At 47.4% G+C, this 14,775-nt stretch carries 14 protein-coding genes; 5 read left to right on the top strand and 9 right to left on the bottom strand.

Annotated features, from left to right (window positions below):
- Positions 1 to 2: 2 nt before the first annotated feature.
- The 3 genes from QEP07_RS02750 to QEP07_RS02760 are packed head-to-tail and all read right to left on the bottom strand — an operon-like array spanning position 3 to position 4,010.
- Entirely contained in the window at positions 3 to 1,028 is a 1,026-nt protein-coding gene (locus tag QEP07_RS02750; protein WP_285008424.1) for a helix-turn-helix transcriptional regulator, read from the bottom strand.
- 31 nt (positions 1,029 to 1,059) lie between these two features.
- A complete protein-coding gene (locus QEP07_RS02755; protein WP_285008425.1) occupies positions 1,060 to 1,620 on the bottom strand; it encodes a biliverdin-producing heme oxygenase in 561 nt (186 codons plus the stop codon).
- Between the two features lie 11 nt (positions 1,621 to 1,631).
- Positions 1,632 to 4,010, bottom strand: a complete 2,379-nt coding sequence (locus QEP07_RS02760) for a TonB-dependent receptor (protein ID WP_285008426.1) — start codon at positions 4,008 to 4,010, stop codon at positions 1,632 to 1,634.
- Positions 4,011 to 4,295: 285 nt separating this feature from the next.
- Here QEP07_RS02760 and QEP07_RS02765 point away from each other — a divergent pair, with 285 nt between their 5' ends.
- From QEP07_RS02765 to QEP07_RS02780, 4 genes are read left to right on the top strand one after another with little or no spacing between them, the layout of a single operon-like run.
- Positions 4,296 to 5,123: a heme/hemin ABC transporter substrate-binding protein gene (locus QEP07_RS02765; RefSeq protein ID WP_285008427.1), complete on the top strand. Its 828-nt coding sequence runs from the start codon at positions 4,296 to 4,298 to the stop codon at positions 5,121 to 5,123.
- The gene (locus QEP07_RS02770; RefSeq protein WP_285008428.1) at positions 5,117 to 6,160 is read left to right on the top strand and encodes a FecCD family ABC transporter permease; all 1,044 of its coding nucleotides are present in this window, start codon (positions 5,117 to 5,119) and stop codon (positions 6,158 to 6,160) included. Before QEP07_RS02765 ends, QEP07_RS02770 begins: the two co-directional genes overlap by 7 nt.
- A complete protein-coding gene (locus QEP07_RS02775) occupies positions 6,160 to 6,954 on the top strand; it encodes a heme ABC transporter ATP-binding protein (RefSeq protein WP_285008429.1) in 795 nt (264 codons plus the stop codon). Before QEP07_RS02770 ends, QEP07_RS02775 begins: the two co-directional genes overlap by 1 nt.
- A gap of 50 nt (positions 6,955 to 7,004) precedes the next feature.
- Positions 7,005 to 7,139 (top strand): alanyl-tRNA synthetase, encoded by a 135-nt coding sequence (locus tag QEP07_RS02780; protein WP_256005702.1) that lies wholly within the window; start codon positions 7,005 to 7,007, stop codon positions 7,137 to 7,139.
- Positions 7,140 to 7,178: 39 nt separating this feature from the next.
- Here QEP07_RS02780 and QEP07_RS02785 read toward each other — a convergent pair whose 3' ends face one another.
- The 3 genes from QEP07_RS02785 to QEP07_RS02795 form a co-directional block, all read right to left on the bottom strand.
- Positions 7,179 to 7,826, bottom strand: coding sequence for a DUF6266 family protein (locus QEP07_RS02785; protein ID WP_256005700.1), 648 nt, complete (start codon positions 7,824 to 7,826; stop codon positions 7,179 to 7,181).
- 126 nt (positions 7,827 to 7,952) lie between these two features.
- Positions 7,953 to 8,726: a hypothetical protein gene (locus tag QEP07_RS02790; RefSeq protein WP_285008430.1), complete on the bottom strand. Its 774-nt coding sequence runs from the start codon at positions 8,724 to 8,726 to the stop codon at positions 7,953 to 7,955.
- Positions 8,727 to 8,787: 61 nt separating this feature from the next.
- Positions 8,788 to 8,982, bottom strand: coding sequence for a hypothetical protein (locus QEP07_RS02795; protein WP_256005698.1), 195 nt, complete (start codon positions 8,980 to 8,982; stop codon positions 8,788 to 8,790).
- A gap of 100 nt (positions 8,983 to 9,082) precedes the next feature.
- Here QEP07_RS02795 and QEP07_RS02800 point away from each other — a divergent pair, with 100 nt between their 5' ends.
- The gene (locus tag QEP07_RS02800; RefSeq protein WP_285008431.1) at positions 9,083 to 10,087 is read left to right on the top strand and encodes a phosphotriesterase family protein; all 1,005 of its coding nucleotides are present in this window, start codon (positions 9,083 to 9,085) and stop codon (positions 10,085 to 10,087) included.
- Between the two features lie 238 nt (positions 10,088 to 10,325).
- Here the strand turns inward: QEP07_RS02800 and QEP07_RS02805 are convergent, their stop codons facing one another.
- Genes QEP07_RS02805 through QEP07_RS02815 form a run of 3 tightly spaced genes read right to left on the bottom strand, consistent with a single transcriptional unit; the run spans position 10,326 to position 14,659 of the window.
- Positions 10,326 to 11,528, bottom strand: coding sequence for an aminotransferase class V-fold PLP-dependent enzyme (locus QEP07_RS02805; protein WP_285008432.1), 1,203 nt, complete (start codon positions 11,526 to 11,528; stop codon positions 10,326 to 10,328).
- Positions 11,529 to 11,579: 51 nt separating this feature from the next.
- A complete protein-coding gene (locus QEP07_RS02810; protein ID WP_285008433.1) occupies positions 11,580 to 12,197 on the bottom strand; it encodes a hypothetical protein in 618 nt (205 codons plus the stop codon).
- 5 nt (positions 12,198 to 12,202) lie between these two features.
- Positions 12,203 to 14,659, bottom strand: a complete 2,457-nt coding sequence (locus QEP07_RS02815; protein ID WP_285008434.1) for a glycoside hydrolase family 2 protein — start codon at positions 14,657 to 14,659, stop codon at positions 12,203 to 12,205.
- Between the last annotated feature and the right edge of the window lie 116 nt (positions 14,660 to 14,775).

Raw genomic sequence — 14,775 nt, forward strand, 5'->3', positions numbered from 1 at the left:
AATTATTGTTGTAGCATCATTTGCTGATCTTCATCAGCCTTCATTTCGCTGGGCAGCAAACCAAAATACCGCTTAAACGCATCCGTAAAGTGGCTCGGATGGTTAAAACCGACTGCGGCCGACACCTGCCCAACGTTTTTCTTTTCCGAAACCATCAATCTGCGCGCCTCCTCCATCCTAAGCCTGGTCACGTACCCATAAATCGTTGTGCCATAATACTCTTTAAAGCCCCGCTTCAACTTAAATTCGTTCAAAGAGATCTGTTTAGACAGCTCAATGATCGTTGGTGGGTAACTATAAGTGGCGTCCAGAATCTCTCGGGCATGCTCTATCTTCTTCAAATCATCCGGCTTCACCATATACTTGTCTACCTCGGCTATGCCCGACTGCATTTGCTCCAGCTGAAGCATAAGGAGCTCCAGGATGCGCGATTCGGTATGAAGCCGCTTCAATTCGCCCGTCCGCCTGCAGTCGCGGATATCCTTAATCACCCGCTTCATCTCGGTGGTCACCGAAAGATCCTTCGCTGCATAAGAAGTATACCGGCCCTTTAAAATCTCCTTTACAAAATCGCTGTGCAAAAGCGAGTGCTGATCAATCAGGTGAAAATAATAGGGTTTAGACAGCACGAGTAGAAAGTATTCGTATTCCACGCCGGCAGTCATCGGATACTTCCCCTTTATAGAAGGTATATACCTGATGTTGTGCCTGCTGCCCGTCCGCCTGGTCGCTTTGTCTGACTTTTCCGCCTTACCAGTTTCCGGCCTGGTGCCATAGAAAATGAACTGCGAAGTGATCGCCTCGCCCTCGATCTCCGAGAGCACTTTTACGTTTTCCGAGAACTGCATGGTGGAGTGCACCAGGAATAAACCACCCGTACTCAACTGATAGTTCACCAGCTTTTGCGCAGAGAGGCTCTTAATGTTTACCTGCTTCTCGCAAAGCTGTGTACTTGGTGCGTATAGCTCCGGAATCTCTTCCATGAACAGCCAGTCGTCGGCCCCCTCTATCTTCGATTTAATCTTCATTTGTCAACAATTATGGGACAACTCCGCTGCCTTAGGCCACGGTAACGGCATCAAACACATCACCAAAGCGCTCAAAAGTTTCATTGGCCTTGCGCACAGCCAGTTCCTCATGCTCCGCGGTCTGCGCATGCGCGTTCAACACGGCCACAAAACGGCTCCACATCTCACCTGTTGCCTCCCCATATCCCGAAAAGAAGGAAAAACCTCTGCTCAAACCATGTTTGGTAAGCATCTGCACAATGATTGGTCCGCCCATAATGGAGCCCTCCATCACATAGAGGGCAGCCAGGGCCTCCTGAACATTAGTAATCGAGGGAGCAGTTGCTGGCGGAAGCTGCTCCAGCGAGCCACCCAGTTCCTCAATGTCCGCTTTCAGGTAAGCCGAATTCCGTCGCTCCGCGTAATCGGGCAGAACCTCAGCGGTAATATAGGGCGCTATAGCCCGTTCAACTTCGCTAAAATAGGCGTAGAAGTTTTTGAGCATTTCCGCATAATCCGCCTCGCTGCGAATGGCCTTCATTTTCAAAACCACTTTTTTTTCCAGTTCCTGATGTGCTACACGTGTAGCCTCTTTAATTTTAGTGCTTAACATAGTGTTTCCTTTTATTCGTCTTTAAAAAATCTCCAGCTCAGGCCGGCCAATACCGCCCTGCCCTGCTGTGCCGGCATCAACTGATCCCGGTAGTCCATAATATTATCCGCAGTCAGCTGCAACTGCAGATGCTTACCATAAAATGTCTTCTGCACAGATACATTGAACAGAAAATAACCAGCCACAAACCGGTCCCAGCGGTCCAGGAAGTTATTTGCCCGGTTGTCCTCCATAAAACCATATCTGCTCCGATAGCTCAAACGGACAGCGCCTGTAAGCCCCAGTCGGTCATAAATGTAAGTCGCCTTCAGGTTGGCCATGTGCCGACTGCGATTGTTCATACCCACGTAATCACTTCTGCGCGAAGCACGCATGCGGTTGCTCAATACATCGTATGTTTGTCCGTATAGTCCAGTGCCGTTCCTTATCGAGTCTACCACCCCGCGGTCTACCGCGTATAGCAGCTGATAACCCGCCGAAAGGCTCAGCGAGCGCGAAGCTCTCCAGTTCCCACCCAGTTCCGCCCCGGCCGTATATGCTTTAGCGATATTCATATACGAATAGATCTGCTGACCGCTCGTCTTCAGGGCCACCTGTTCGTAGTTAATAAAATTCCGCATATCATTGTAAAACAGGTTGATGTATAAGCCCAACGAAGCTAAAGGTTTATATTCAAACCCGCCGCTGTACGACACCGATCGCTCAGGTTTCAACTGGCCCACACGCTGCGCCATGGGAAACACGCTCATGATTTGTCCCCCCTCTTGCAGCCTTCCCATCTCGCGCCAAAACTCCTCGGCACCAAACACCGAATAGCCCGTCTGGATGTTTGTGAACACCATATACAACTGCTGGAAATTGGGCGTTTTAAAACCTGTGCCAATGGCCGCTTTTACGTTCATGTTATGGCCTGCCGCAAAACGCAAACCGAGACTCGGGTTCAGTTTGCTTCCATATTTGTCATGATAGTCGTACCTCGCCCCAGCGGTTACCGACAAGCGTTCAGCGGCCTGCCATTGCGCCTGTCCGTACACAAAATAATTTGACATACTTTTATTTCCCTGATAGAAATCATTATCCAGCAACTCATAGGCCGCACCGGCACCGCCAGTCAGGCCCAGTACTGCGGTCAACTGCCGGTCCGCCTGCAGCTCTGCGCGATGCAAATACTGCCTAAAATCACTGCCCGGCATCACCAGGCCGCTTTCCAGGTCGGTTACACCCTGTTTATTCTCGTACCGGGTCAGATAATACTGCGATTTTAAGCGCAAACCGTTGCTGAAATTGTTGTTCAGCGCTATCGAACCATTCAAATCGAACTCATTAAGCACATCCACACTCGGTTTCACACCCTGGTAAGCCAAACGGTTCTCCGAATGCCTGGTCACCAGTCGCCCGTTCAGGTTAACGGAACTCACATCACTCAGCACATACCTCATCCTTCCCTGTGCCGAATAACTGTTAAAAGGTGGTGCGGTCTTTCCCTCAGATAAATAAGGGTTCGAGTTAAAACCATCCGTCCGGTAATAGTTGGCCGACAAATACGCGGATCCTTTTTTGTCCGCAAAGGGACTTTCCCCTTCCAGCGTCAGGTCGGTCATGTTAAAACTGCCATACTTCAGGGCGGCCATAGCCTGGGGCCGACTAATATGCTTGCGGGTAACGATGTTTACCACCCCCGCAAGCGCCTCACTGCCGAACAAGCAGGAAGATGCTCCTTTAATGATTTCAATCCGTTCAATATTAGATACCGTGACCCTTGAGAGGTCGAAGTTGCCGTTATTCCGGCCAACCATAGGCTGCCCGTCAATCATCACCATAGTATAGCCGCTATCAAAACCCTGCATTTGCAGGCCTACAGCGCGACTGCCCGAACCGATGTCGTTAACGATCGCCAACCCGGTCTGCTCTTTCAATACCTCGTCCAAGCGCCTGCTGCCCATCATTTCGATCTCTTCTCGACTAATCACCTTAGAAGGCATAGCCGTTTTGGTCATATCGATGAAATTATCCGGATTACCATGCACACCCGCCACCTTCACTTCGCTAAGCTGCCGGCTGCTTGTCCGCAAACTCATTTTAACCTCGTTAGGCCGTCCCGCCCCAATACTTATCGTAATCTGTTCAGGCTCAAACCCCAACGCCGAAGCCGTCAAGGTGTAATCGCCCTCATACAAAGCCTTTATCAAAAACCTGCCTCGCGCATCAGTAATTGCCCGCCTGTTGTCCGGTTGTAAAGTCACGCCCGCTTTCTCAATTGCCTTGCCGTGCTCGTCGCATATCAGTCCCCGAAGCTGCTGTTTGTCCTGCGCCTTCAGTGAGGGTACTGAAGGTTGGGCAAGGGCAAACAAGCAGCATAAGAGGAATTTATGGGGGATTCGGACAGACATTGCAATAGGCGTATTATTTTTAATTAATCTAAATAACACCGCAAATATGTACACTATTGCGCTAAAGAAAGCAACGGCAAAAGGATTATTTTTAGCGATTTCGGGATAGAATTTACCTAATACGGAGCGGTAGGCTCAAGATCCAAACACACAAACCGAGCTTAAATAGCATTTCAGTGGTCATTTTTGACATCATCAAGGGTCCTCGTCCTCAAAATACCGATACCGCTATATCCCTTCCCGCTATTTGGAATCATTTTAATTAACTCGTCCTTTGCAGTCACAATGAACAAATTATATACTGCCCTATTGCTTGCTTTGCTGACAATCCAATCGGCATTTGCAGCACCTAAAAGGATCATCAGCTTAAGTGGTCCGATTACCGAAACCGTAGATGCACTGGGATACGGCGCGCAAATTGTTGCTGCCGACGTCACCAGCGCCTACCCCGTGTACATCAACAAAGTACCGAAAGTAAGTAATGACAGGGCAGTCTCTGCAGAAGGTATTATTTCGTTCTCGCCCGATCTGGTGCTTGCACCAGTCGGGCTTATTTCCAAACAAACAGAAGCCCAGCTTAAGTCGGCCGGCGTAAAACTCATCGTCATCAATCAGGAGTACAGCCCCAAAGGCGCCGTGAACTTCATCAGGCAGGTAGCGCAAGCGCTTGGCAACCCTGCAAAAGGCGAAGAACTCATCAAAAGAACTACAATAGAGGTCAACAAGGCCCTCGAAACAGTAAAGCGCAATCCCAAATCACCGAAAGTCCTGTTCCTCTACGCCAGGGGCACCGGCGTTATGATGGTCGCCGGCAAAGAAACCAGCATAGATGCCATTATCAAACTGGCCGGAGCGAAAAACGCAGCAAGCAATTTCAGCAAATATAAACCCTATACTACAGAAGCCCTGGTAGCCGCCAATCCCGATATCATCCTGATGTTCGATTTCGGCCATAAAAGTCTGGGCGGAGCGGCCGGAATCCTTAAAATGCCTGGAGTGAACCTCACCAATGCTGGCAAGAACAAACGTATTATAGAAATGGACAGCGAGTTGCTGACAAATTTCTCCGTAAGGCTCGGACAAGCCATCACCGCTTTGAACGCCAAATGGTAAAAAAACTTAGCCTTTATACCTTCCTGATCGTTACCCTGGTCCTCTCAGCGCTCGTCTCTATGAGCCTTGGCGCCGTTAAAATCGGGTTGTCCGACATACTGCTCATCCTGGCACAAAAAACCGGTATCTTCGCAAACCAAGATATCCCCGAGCAATACACCGGCGTTATCAGCATGATCCGTTTGCCGCGTGTTATTCTCGGCATCCTCGTCGGCGCTGCCCTGGGCATCTCCGGCACGGCCGTACAAGGCATTTTCCGCAACCCCCTTGCCGAACCCGGACTCATCGGCATCTCCGCAGGCGCGTCCCTCTTCGCCGTCATCATTATCGTGCTCGAAGCCACACTCCTGGCAAGTCTGAGCAGCCTCTTCGGCTATTATTTACTTGCCTTTGGCGCCTTTGCAGGAGCCGGGCTCGCTGCTATGGCCGTTTACCAGATCTCACGAAACGATGGAAAGTCTAACATCGCCACCATGCTGCTGGCCGGCATTGCCATCAATGCCCTGGCAGGTGCACTCACGGGGCTAATCACCTTTGCGGCCGATGATCAGCAATTGCGCAACATCACCTTCTGGATGCTCGGCAGCTTAGCCGGCGCCACTTGGGAGACCGTTGCCGCCCTCTTTCCCTTTGTCCTCATTCCGCTGTTGCTTTTACCAGGCATGAGCAAAGCCCTCAATGCCTTTGCCCTTGGTGAAACCCAGGCCGCACAGCTTGGGCTTAAAACCCATGTCATTAAAAGAAACGTTGTTATTCTGGCTACCATGGCCGTTGGCGCAGCAGTCGCCGTCTCGGGCATCATCAGCTTTGTGGGTTTGCTCGTGCCGCATACGGTGCGGCTGGCCATCGGGGTCGACAATAAGCATGTCCTGCCCGCCTCTGCCCTGCTTGGCGCAGTCATGCTCACATTGGCCGATATGATCAGTCGCACCATTATAGCACCCATAGAGCTACCCATCGGTGTGGTTACTGCATTACTCGGCACGCCGCTCTTTCTGCATATACTTATTAAGGACAAGAAAAAACTCATTGTATAATGCTTACTGCACAAGCACTCAGTTATTATATTGGCAAGCGTCCACTTCTCAGGAACGTGTCCTTCAGCCTGCGCAGCGGCGAACTGCTCGCCATCCTGGGCGCAAACGGTGCCGGGAAGTCGACTTTGCTCAAAATGCTCAGCGGAGAAAAAACACCCAGCGAAGGTCAGATCACACTCCATGAAAAAAACCTTGCCGAATACAAGTCCGTCGAGCTGGCCCGCAACAAGGCTGTGCTCAACCAGCAAAATATCGTGAGTATGGCCTTTACGGCCGAAGAGATCGTCAGCATGGGCCGCTATCCGCACCGCGGACAAACGACCGTCGCGCAGGACCGAAAGATTTGCAGCCAGGTCATGGAACTCACCGGAACTACAGTGCTGGCAGAGCGATCTTATCTCACACTATCCGGCGGAGAGCAGCAGCGCGTGCAACTGGCCCGGGTGCTGGCGCAGATCTGGGATGTACCCGGCGCACTGCTTATCATGGACGAACCCGTGGCCAGTCTCGACCTCCAGTACCAGCAGCAAACCCTCGCCATCGCCAAAATGCTCAGTCGAAAAGGATATATGGTGATCACTGTGCTCCACGATATTAACCTGGCCGCACAATATGCCGACCGGATCCTGATGCTAAAAAACGGAAGAAAATGGTATGACGGTTCGGCGGCTGAAATACTCTCCAGTAAGAACATTTATGAAGTATTCGAAATCAGTGCAGACATTATCACGCAGCCAAGTACACTGCGGCCGGTGTTTTTGCCTCACGAAGTCCTTATAGAACTAGGGCAATAACATCAAACCCAAAAATTACTTACTTTTGTAAACAGCAGACCAATAATAAGATGAATACGCAACCAAGTACCGATAGAAAGGCAGCCATCATGAAGTGGCTGAAAAAAGTGGGCTTCTGGGGCTTCATGTTTTTCCTGATCAAAGGACTCGTTTGGCTGGCCCTGGGCTACTGGGTATTTAAATAAAAAAAAAATGCGGCCAGGCCCACGCCCAGCCGCATTCCATTACGCAACAATCTCAATCTCCCCGAGATACACCGTGTTGCTGGCCATTTTACGATCAGCCGAAACAAAGCTCATCCATACATGAACCAAATCCCCGCCAAAATTAGCGGGCATCGCCATCGTGTACTGCAAAGCAGAGCGCAGCGCAGCATCCGCCTGCATCACAAACCTGTCCTTTACAGGATTGTAAACCAGCAGCGTGGCCTTGTCGGTACCCGAGCCAATAGACGTGTTAGGAACCGCGTCCCAGGAAAAATCCAGCTGCTCCGCAGTATCCGCAACCACCGAAGCACTGTCGGAATTGCCGAGCATACCAACACTGTACATGAACTTAGGATAATCAACTTCCCAGTTCGGATACATGCCAGTTACCGCATTCTCGAAATTGTACCTGAAGGCAGCGTTAAACGGCGTTTGCTTCGGCTTGCCAGCATGCTGAAAGCCAACTTTGATCAACGGGCTGATCCACTTCATAAAAGTGACCACCAGTTTAAACATCGCCCTAACGCTCAGCTGCGCCTCGGTAGGCGGTCGCTCACTCTCGTGAGGAAGCTGACTGATCACGTTCTGGCCATTCACCCGGCGGCCAACCAGGTTGCCCGCCTTCTTTCGGAAGCCACCAAAGGCTCCCCATTTTTGAATTCCCATGATTTCATCATTTAGGAGTTAAACATTTAATTAATTAATCAAACTTAACTCGCTGAAAAACAAACCACAAGAAAGCGGCAACATGTGATATCAACTGATAGGAAACAGCAACAATCGCCTGCTTAATTAAAACATCCCATACTCATATACATACTTAGTCACCGTCGCGGTATTGTTTACCGAGTTCACAGACGAACTCGATAAAGTCGTCGGAAAGCCATTGGCGTCAAAAGTATAGGTGTTTGTTGTCGTTGTAGTTATGGGACTTAACGTGTTACTCACTTTCACCGTCAGCTCATTATGTTTACTGTAAGGTCCACCAGGCAATCCCATAATCATCGGGTACGCCAGCAGGGTATGATAATGAATCGTCTTTTTATCATCGTAAGTATATTCTGTTCTATATTCGGGTTTATCACCTTTAGTGTTATCGATACTCGTCTTTTTACTTACATTATCCCCGTTATATTCAAAAAGAATGTCTTCCCAGGCCAGCGGACCAGCATCACGCCGGGCAACCGCTGTTAGCTTGCCATCAGTATAGAAATGATAATACCTGAACTCAGAGCCCTGAGCCTGCGTATAGTCGATACGACCATTTTTGTAAGAAATGTCCGTAACCGTACGCCTCGAGCCATCAACCAGCTCAGTCCAGGTCAGCAAATCACCCCCATAAAAATAAGACGTTTTAGCATTACCCGAAGTAGAAGAAATCAGCCGGTTCCTATCGTCATAAGCATAGGTGGTAACAGTTACCGATCCATTCGATGACGTCCGGGTCATCTTAGTCAGCAACTGGATCTTTTCACGGTTTTCCGGTTCTCCAGGATTAGAATCATCTTTACACGAGAGTGCCAGCAGAGAGAGCCCCCAAAGCAGCGCAGCGTACTTAATTTTCATGGGTTTATAAATTGGTTAAATAAAATTACCCAATTAAAGTACAAATCCAAATAAATTTTCGTTACCCCTTCTCCAAACGCTTCATCACATACTCGATATCCAACCGGTTATACATACAGTAATCCATAACCGACACCGGCTGATACTTGCTCAGGCCAAAATGGGCCCTCACCCTGGCAAGCCTGCGCTGCGCAGCACTTGCAGAAAGTTCAGTAAGAACCTGAACATTTTTGATAGACATAAAAAGAGACGCCATGATAAGATAGTTTAATCATACAAAAAGGTTTGTATCCTGAATTTAACCATCCCGCCAAGCGAAGCCAATTAAAAAAATTTAATACCATATCTTTACAACTATGCACCGCCGCCACTTCATCAAACTCTCAGCCATCGGGGTACTCACGCTCAACACTAAAGAACTGCAGGTCATGACCGTCTGGGGACCCGTAAGCCCGTTCCGCCTGGGCAAAGTGCTGGCACACGAACACATCTTTACCGACTTCAGCGGGGCCGGGCAAGAAACACCACAGTATAACCGCGAAGAAGCCTTTCAGTTCGCCCTGCCCTATCTCAAAAAAATAAAAGCCAGCGGAATAGGCACCATTATAGAATGCACACCTGCATACATCGGTCGCGATGTCATCCTGCTCAAACAACTCTCCGAAGCAAGCCGCCTGCACATCATCACCAACACCGGTTACTACGCCGCCGTTAACCAAAAGTACCTGCCTCCACACGCACATACCGAAAGCGCACAACAACTCGCCCAGCGCTGGATCAACGAATACAAAAACGGCATAGAAGGAACCGGCATCAAGCCCGGCTTCATCAAACTCGGCGTGGGCAACGCACCCCTAACACCCGTAGAGCGCAAACTTATCCAGGCCGCAGCCATTACACACAAACAAACCGGGCTAAAAATTTTCATACACACCGGCAATGGCGAAGCCGCAACAGCAGAAGCAGATCTCCTGCAAAACGAAGGCATAGACCTCGAAGCCATGATCTGGGTGCATGCGCAAAACGACCAAAGCGGCAACTACCATCTGCAACTAGCCAAACGCGGCTGCTGGATCAGTCTCGACGGATACAGTCCGGCCGAAACCGAAAAGTACATCACCTTCCTGCAAAACCTAAAGCAACAAAATCTGCTCAATAAAGTCATCCTCTCGCACGACGATGGATTTGCCGTGGTAAACAATCAAGGGAAAATAAGTTTTGAAGCCTACCGTAAAAACAACGATACCATATACACCAGCATACAAACCACACTGCAGCCAGCACTGATAAAAGCCGGGTTCAGCGAAAAGGATCTCACCACCCTTATGCACAACAACCCGCCCGGTGTACTTATAATATAACTTAATTTTATTTACCTGTGATAGTATCATATGATACTATCACAGGTCATACAACAAGCTTAAGCACATTACTAAATGCGCGAGCTTTGCATCAACCTTAAATCCCATAATACCATAATAATTCGGGATTTAAATCCTATATTATCATAATATTAGAGGATTTGGTTCAGTAATGATTATTAGAAATTTAAAACAAACTATAGAGAATAGACACTCGTTCACAATGACCAGTGGCATTCTATACGATGTTTTTATCAAATAAAAGCTCTCTTAAGGCACCAACCAAAACATCAACCTCTTCTTCAGTATTATAGTAATGAATAGAGGCGCGTACAATACCTTGAAGCTGATTGTTTTCCATATAGATGGGCGTGGCTTGTGCCCCACCAAAAGACACATTGATTCCCTTTTCAGTCAACCTATTTTTGACCAACATGCTGTCGAAACCGCTAACTGAAAAGGTAACGATGCCACACTTCACAGCACCGCTGTCATGAACCGTTACACCAGGCACAGTTGTCAGAACGGTTCTCGCATAATCAGCCAGGTGCTGAACGCGTTGCCAAATTCGATCCACACCAATCGCTAAGGCATAATCTACCGCCTTTCCAAGACCAATGGCAAGCGCCCGGCTTTTCTCATATAATTCGAAACGGCGTGCATCATCTCGCAAGATATACCCGTCCAGACTAACATTACCAGCGGCCAGAAAATCGGTTAACACTGGTGTCAACTTATTCTGCACCTCCCTTTTAACAAACAAGAAGCCTGTTCCCCTCGGCGCGCGCATGTATTTCCGTCCAGTCGCCGAAAGGATATCACACCCGATAGCCTTAACATCAATAGGGTACTGGCCAGCCGTCTGACAAGCATCTACCATGTACAATACCCCATGTTTAACGGCAATTTTTCCGATATCATTTATAGGGAGAACACCGCCTCCAGATGAAGGAATATGCGTTACAGCGATAAGCTTCGTTTTCGCGCTAATCGAAGCGTCTAGCTGTTGTAAGGGAAAATTGCCTTCCGCATCATTGTCTATTACAATAATTTTAACACCCTTCTTTCGGATATCAGCCAAAGCTATCAGGTTAGAGACATATTCCAACTCCGATGTTATAATTTCATCGCCAGCCTCAAGTGCGATCCCTTTGAATGCCGTTTGCCAGGCCGCACTTGCATTCTCAAACAAAGCTACCTCATCCCTATCCGCACCTATCAGTTCCGCTACCAGGCTATATACCTCGTTGAGCCTACCGGAATATTTCGATTCAGTTTCATAACCACCAAATAACGCTTCTTCCTTCAAATATTCCACAACCGCATCAGTAACGCAGTCAGGAGGTAGCGAAGCACCAGCATTATTAAAATGCACCACTCCGGAGCAGCCAGCAGTCTGGCTACGAAATCTGGTCAACTCTTCGTTAGTAATATTAGTCATATTTATGAACAACTATTTTCGTTTGTAGCAAATGTAAACTATTTACATCAGCTAAAACAACTTAGGCACATTACTAAAATGCACCTCCGTCATCCCGAAGAAATCCGCCAGCTGCTTCTGGGCAAAATACTGCATCACCCCTATCCCATATAACTCCACCAAAGCACGTAGCTTCGCATCCCCCCTAAGCTTCATCATATTCAGCTTAGCCATCATAAAGTCCGAATTCTCCGCCAAGATGCAGGTAGCCAGTTTATCCACCCCAGTCTCAGTTAAGCCAAGCACATCAAAAGCCTCCCGTGTAAAAGGAATCGAAACAGCACCCTTCGCCACAAACATGTCCGCCTTTGTAGCCTTGCCATTAAAGAAACCATCACTATGCAGCATGATCATCTTCGGCGGAAAAATATCCGTCACATGCGTCACCGGCAAACCCTCCCGATCAAGCCCAGCTTCAGTCATATAACTATAGCCCTCATCAATCCAGTATGCAGTAAGCAGAACGCCGTCAGTCTTCGCGCTGCGGTATAGCTTATCATGTTTGGTAGATTCCAGCATCGGTATGATGCTGGAATCAAAGGTGTCACTTAGTTTACACTTTGAGTGGAGGTAAGTTAGAAGGTTTTCCACCGGCGTGCCGGTATAGGGAGATAGATTAGATTTCGTCATAAACTTTACTTCACTTGTTTAGTTACCTCCCAGGTCGGAATACCCTTTTTCATTTTTTCTAGTGTTTTTACAATTTCATCCCGGTTCCTAGATAATATAACTGCTTTAGTTTCCCACTTAATCGCTTCTCCCACGCGCCCTGCTTTATAAAGTAGATTTGCATAAGTATCGATTTCTTCAAAGTCATTCGATGCAAACGTCTTAACGCCATTCTCCATAACAGAGATTGCGATGTTAATCGCTTCTCGATCAGCTATGTGCTCAAAAATCGACCAAGCCATATTGTTAATATTATATTCACTGCGGGAATGGGCGACCGAATAATATTTCTTGAATGAGACGCTAAACGTCTTCCAGTCTGCTTTTTCCCATGCCCATATCATCCTTGCACCGTTATATTTTTCCACGCCAATATCACCATACCGTGTTTTAAGCTTTTTTGATATGTCGATCCACTTGGGCTCGAAATCTTTATTTGCCATCAAATGATCAAGCTCATTCTGTCCGATAATTCTTCTTAATATTCGTTCCGATACATCATTTCCAAAACGTTTGTTTATTTCTTCGCGGTTGTTCATGAGAAACCTGAATCCGATGCTTTCGGTTCTTCGAGTAGTCGTGACGATGAATCTAAAGTTGTCCCGGGCAAACAAGTTTCTAACAACATTCAAATAAGCATTCGCATACTTCATTACAGATATATCGTCTCGCTTGCGCATTGCGATGAGGGTCAGTCTTCTTAAAAAAACGCTATCCCGTTTTCCTGTCTCAAATTGGGTTTGAAATTCTGTGTATCGATTATCGTTATCTTCTTTATCGACAACACCTGCGTCTACATCTTCTTTATAGGCTAAACTGTCTACGCCTACAAGCTGACTATGTATTTCTCTGAGCCGAGAAATTGGTATTTTAAGAACCCTGCGGTCATATGTCATAAGACCGTTTTCCTCACCTTCAACATCAAACGGCTGAGTATAAATACTAGCAGATAGCCCCTGAGCTTCCAGTTCTTTTAGATTGTTAACCATCGTATCATAAATGCTATCCAGTTCCTTCGCCGTTACTTCCACATATCCCCAGCTCGATAAATCATCCCATTGATGCCCCGGCACCGAAACTCCTATTCCCCCGAATTCACCACAGACCAATGCTTTACCCGTTTGTCTTTCTGGCAACCTCGGGTTGGGATAACTATGCACGTCGGTAATGTCGGCATTCACATAAGCATTTGAACTAGGGCTTCTTAGTTGATCATTTACATAAAGGTACTCGCCGCTGTGTCCATTTACTAGTCTGGTCGGATCTTGCGCTTTAAGCCAGTTAGTAAGACGCTCTTGGTCATACTGCCCCCATTTTTCATTGAATAGTACCCAAACAGTTATACTTGGATAATTATATAACTGTTTAACGATCTCTCGGCTTTCAGTTTCAAACTCTTCCTTTGATCCGGCTGGTAACCCTTGGTTTGGATTAACCAAGTCTTGCCAAACCATAACCCCCAACTTATCAGCATAGTAGTACCATCTTGCAGGTTCCACTTTAATGTGCTTCCTAACTGTATTAAAGCCCATGGCTTTGATCGTTTTAAGATCGAATTGCAATGCATCGTCATTGGGCGCTGTATAAAGGCCGTCAGGCCAAAAGCCTTGGTCCAACGCTCCAAGGTTATATATATACTTATTATTCAAGAGTATGCGATCAAAACCTTTGGCATCTTTGCCAATACTTATTTTACGCATACCGAAGTAGCTTTTTACCTGATCACTCCCCATCGTTATTTGGAGATCGTACAAATATGGGCTTTCGGGCGACCATAGTCGAACATCATCTATTGGAACACTGAGTGTAGTGTTAGTGATACCAATCATTTCCTTTCCTGCTACGCGCACCGTAACCGGCGCGTCACATTGTGAATTGACCTTAATGCGAACCAACGATTCGTCAATATCCGGTGTTATTACTAGGTCTTCTATAAAATTTTCGGGGACAGTTTCTAACCACACGGTCTGCCAAATGCCACTACTTGAAGTATAATAAATATTCGCTGGGTTTAAAGCTTGCTTCCCGTGCGGTCCTACACCTTGATCGGTTGGATCGTATACTTTAACTTTTAGCTCGTTGATACCCTCATCGAGAAAATCCGTAATGTCAAAAGTAAAAGCCGTATAGCCACCTTTATGTATACCGACTTGCCTATCATTAATATATACCGTTGCCTGCCAGTCTACGGCACCGAAATGGAGTAAAATTTTGTCACCATGGTTAACTTGTGGTTTGACAATATTCCTCTTATACCATAAATTTTGATTTGGAAAGAGTGACTGAGCAACACCAGAAAGACTAGACTCGACTGGATAAGGAACCAGTATGTCACCCTGGTATTCCGATGGCTCTTTTGAACCTATCTCGGTGATTGCATATTTCCATAATCCATTAAGATTTGTCCATTTTTTTCTTTCCAACAAGGGTCGTGGATAGGCAGCCGAGACCCTAATCGCGCTAACGCTATCTGCCCATTTAGTCTGTAAGCGAGCTGGACGAATTGTCCATTGACAGGGGGCGCTTGACATTAGAAATA

This window comes from Pedobacter faecalis (assembly GCF_030182585.1).
GTDB classification, from domain to species: Bacteria; Bacteroidota; Bacteroidia; order Sphingobacteriales; family Sphingobacteriaceae; genus Pedobacter; species Pedobacter faecalis.

Coding starts and splice junctions, on each gene's coding strand:
- QEP07_RS02750 (WP_285008424.1), bottom strand. CDS start 1,028: ATGAAGATTAAATCGAAGATAGAGGGGGCCGACGACTGGCTGTTCATG.
- QEP07_RS02755 (WP_285008425.1), bottom strand. CDS start 1,620: ATGTTAAGCACTAAAATTAAAGAGGCTACACGTGTAGCACATCAGGAA.
- QEP07_RS02760 (WP_285008426.1), bottom strand. CDS start 4,010: ATGTCTGTCCGAATCCCCCATAAATTCCTCTTATGCTGCTTGTTTGCC.
- QEP07_RS02765 (WP_285008427.1), top strand. CDS start 4,296: ATGAACAAATTATATACTGCCCTATTGCTTGCTTTGCTGACAATCCAA.
- QEP07_RS02770 (WP_285008428.1), top strand. CDS start 5,117: ATGGTAAAAAAACTTAGCCTTTATACCTTCCTGATCGTTACCCTGGTC.
- QEP07_RS02775 (WP_285008429.1), top strand. CDS start 6,160: ATGCTTACTGCACAAGCACTCAGTTATTATATTGGCAAGCGTCCACTT.
- QEP07_RS02780 (WP_256005702.1), top strand. CDS start 7,005: ATGAATACGCAACCAAGTACCGATAGAAAGGCAGCCATCATGAAGTGG.
- QEP07_RS02785 (WP_256005700.1), bottom strand. CDS start 7,826: ATGGGAATTCAAAAATGGGGAGCCTTTGGTGGCTTCCGAAAGAAGGCG.
- QEP07_RS02790 (WP_285008430.1), bottom strand. CDS start 8,726: ATGAAAATTAAGTACGCTGCGCTGCTTTGGGGGCTCTCTCTGCTGGCA.
- QEP07_RS02795 (WP_256005698.1), bottom strand. CDS start 8,982: ATGGCGTCTCTTTTTATGTCTATCAAAAATGTTCAGGTTCTTACTGAA.
- QEP07_RS02800 (WP_285008431.1), top strand. CDS start 9,083: ATGCACCGCCGCCACTTCATCAAACTCTCAGCCATCGGGGTACTCACG.
- QEP07_RS02805 (WP_285008432.1), bottom strand. CDS start 11,528: ATGACTAATATTACTAACGAAGAGTTGACCAGATTTCGTAGCCAGACT.
- QEP07_RS02810 (WP_285008433.1), bottom strand. CDS start 12,197: ATGACGAAATCTAATCTATCTCCCTATACCGGCACGCCGGTGGAAAAC.